Here is a 3,012-nt window from a genome sequence, read left to right as displayed (position 1 = left end):
ACTTGATAATCAAGTAGGTAAAAACATGGCTAATTTTGGCGGTTTTTTACCAATTTTAGTCCATAAAGGCCTTGATACCATTTCTTTATTATAATAAATATTCTTTCGGTATATAATCTTCTATCTTGTATTGTAGCATACGCTCATAGACTTTTTTATCAATCCTGTTTTTCCAACGTTCGGCGGTCTCTTGGATTACTAATCTTTTTGTTTCTTTATAAACATCGAAAGCCTCCTTTATATTATTCGTAAAACAGAGATATTTTTCTTTTCCATTATGGTGTATTCTTGCAGCGTATTTGTTCATGTGCTTTATATATACTACCCCAATAGGTAACTCTCTCTTCTTTCGCTTATAAGAGAATAATACATTGATTTCGTTCGGAACAAGACAACACGTTTCTGGGGAATAAATCTTGTTCCCAGGAATAAGAATATCTTTGTCTAAACAATAGTTTTTGCGGTAATTCGCTTCAAACCATCGAAAGAAATTACTAAAGTTATGCCATTCCTCGCAAACCGTACATCCAGAATAGCTTTGTTGCTTTGAAAGTACATATCTGGAGTAACATCTACCAAGCATTGTTCTCCACTGAGTATATGCTTCTGTTGTAATTGGATTACTATCCATTGGGAGGTGATAATCATATAGACCAACACCAAACACGCCTCTCCTTCTTCTTTCCTCCCAACATAAAGGGCACCCATCTCCTCGCAAATGAGCGTTTGGCGAAACCATAAATTCGCCATGCTTCGGACATATAAGTTTTACCTTTGTCTTGTTGTTTTTATATTCAACAAATGAATAATCATATCTATCTCCGTGAATACCCATTGCCCTTTTAATAAATTCCTCTGTGGTCATTCTTTTAGTTCCTCCACACATAGGGCATCCTTGATGTTTCATTCCTATGTGCATATTTGGAGTTTGCCAAAATGAACCATGAATAGGGCAATACATGTTGCGTGCCAACCAATCTTCAGTCAGTACTCTTGCTATTTGGCTAGCACTTTTGTAACCTTCTGCTAATGATGTGTTGAATCTCAAATCCATCTCTTACTTCAAATATTTACGGTTTTCAGATTCTTCAAGCACCTTCATCTGCTGGATTGCAACTTGATTTAGTTTGACAAGTCTCTCTGTCTGCGGCATGCCATCGTTGATAAACACAGCATTCAAGTTCTCCATATTTGAGAGACAAATGAGTTCGTTGATGGTTGCATAGTCGCGTATGTTGCCTTTCTTGTCGGGATTTGCATCGCGCCACTCTTTTGCTGTCATACCGAACATAGCAACATTCAAGACATCAGCTTCCTCTGCATAGATGAGCGATTTGTGATAAGCATCAATTTCTTCTGGCACGATATTCTGTTTGATGGCATCAGTGTGAATGCGATAGTTAAGTTTTGAGAGTTCACGCTTAACTGACCATCCGATTAGCTTTTGTTCCTCTTCCTTGAGACGCTGGAATTCTTTGACTAGATAAAGTTTGAATTCCACAGAAATCCAAGAAGCAAATTCAAAGGCAATATCAGTGCGAGCGTAAGTACCTCCGTAACGTCCAGCCATAGCTACAAGTCCTTTTGCATTGGTCGCCTCAATCCATTTTGATGGCGACATTGTGAAGGCATTGAGTCCTGCCTCTTTTCTAAACCCCTCGAATTCGAGGGGGTTAAAACTTGGATTGAATAGTTGTTCCCAAATACCCAGGAATTCTATCGTGTTGCGATTGCGCATCCAATTTGCTATTACACCATTTGGGTCACCACTATTTTTCTGGCGTGCAATATCTGTAATACACACAAAGTCCTCTCCTTCGTGTTTAATTGTACGAACTGTTGTGTCCTTTACTTCTATATTTGTAACCTTCTTTGCCATAATTCTTAATGATGTTAAACTTTGATGCAAAGTTAATAAATCTTTGTAAGAAAAACATTTCTTATCCTGAGAAAGTTTGAAATACATGTGTATTTTCTTCGAAAATACTATATAATGCCACCTGAAACGCCCACTTTTCGTTCACAATTTTCCAACTAATGCCATTATTTCAACCAGATTGTTGAAACTACAATTAGGTTCATCTTTGAACATTTTGCACCTTCAGGAGCACACAACAAAATGACAGAAAATGAAAATTTCCGTTCTTTTCCGTGTTAAGATATGTTAAGCAGATGCTTTCATTTTGGGTTTTTGAAATTTTTGTTTCCAGTTTGTTTCTTTTGACACTTTTCGTATTCGGGGAGTATTGATATTCAGTACTTTACAATTCGGAAGCAGATTCTCAAGAAGAAGATAATGAGTAGGTACAATCACAGAATCTTCCCTGTTTTTTTCTTTTCCAAAACTGTTATCTGTTATCTGTTATTTGTAACGCTTAGGAATGAATGGCGTTGTCCTGTGCGTACAATTTCACGGGTTTTACTTTTGTCCTTACAGGACGTTCTGTAAAATAATTGTACATACCCAAGGCGTTACCCTGGGCTATGAAAATATTGCCCCATTCGGGGCATTAGTAACCAAATAAGTAGTGGCGGTCTGGTAACACGACAAGCAAAGCGGATCCACGGAGCACACAGAGGACACGTGGCACAACCTTACGAAATTTTGGTGGTGCAAAGTTACGTATTACAACACGGAATTACGAATCCACGGAACACATGGAATTCCATACAATCAACGGCGGGCTGAAAGCCCAATGGCTTCCATAGCCCAGGGCAACGCCCTGAGGACATCATACAGCATATCTAACCACGTCCTGTAAGGACAAAAGTAAAAAACATGCGAGATTTTTGCTTTCAAAAACTGTAATACTGTAACTGTAACGCAAAAAATTCGTTTTCGGAAACTGTCAACTGTCAACTGTAACGCTTGCGATTGACATTCGTTTTGCTCTTATGATGTCAGGAATGTACGATTATTTTGTCTATACACAATGTTAGGAAAGTGATAATATATTGTTAATATATTTGCCTAATTATGACACTCAAAGAATGAATCTTTATAAGACATAC

Annotated in this window: 2 protein-coding genes; both read right to left on the bottom strand. The window is 37.7% G+C overall.

The window, feature by feature from the left end:
* Positions 1-88 precede the first annotated feature (88 nt).
* The gene (locus CIK90_RS14360) at positions 89-1,054 is read right to left on the bottom strand and encodes a DpnI domain-containing protein (protein WP_094464501.1); all 966 of its coding nucleotides are present in this window, start codon (positions 1,052-1,054) and stop codon (positions 89-91) included.
* A 3-nt stretch (positions 1,055-1,057) separates the two neighbouring features.
* Positions 1,058-1,879: a KilA-N domain-containing protein gene (locus CIK90_RS05000; protein WP_094464500.1), complete on the bottom strand. Its 822-nt coding sequence runs from the start codon at positions 1,877-1,879 to the stop codon at positions 1,058-1,060.
* Positions 1,880-3,012 lie beyond the last annotated feature (1,133 nt).

Source organism: Prevotella sp. P5-126 (assembly GCF_002251185.1).
Classification (GTDB): domain Bacteria; phylum Bacteroidota; class Bacteroidia; order Bacteroidales; family Bacteroidaceae; genus Prevotella.
Note: the sequence above shows the minus strand (reverse complement) of the source record. Positions and strands in the feature narration are given on the sequence as shown.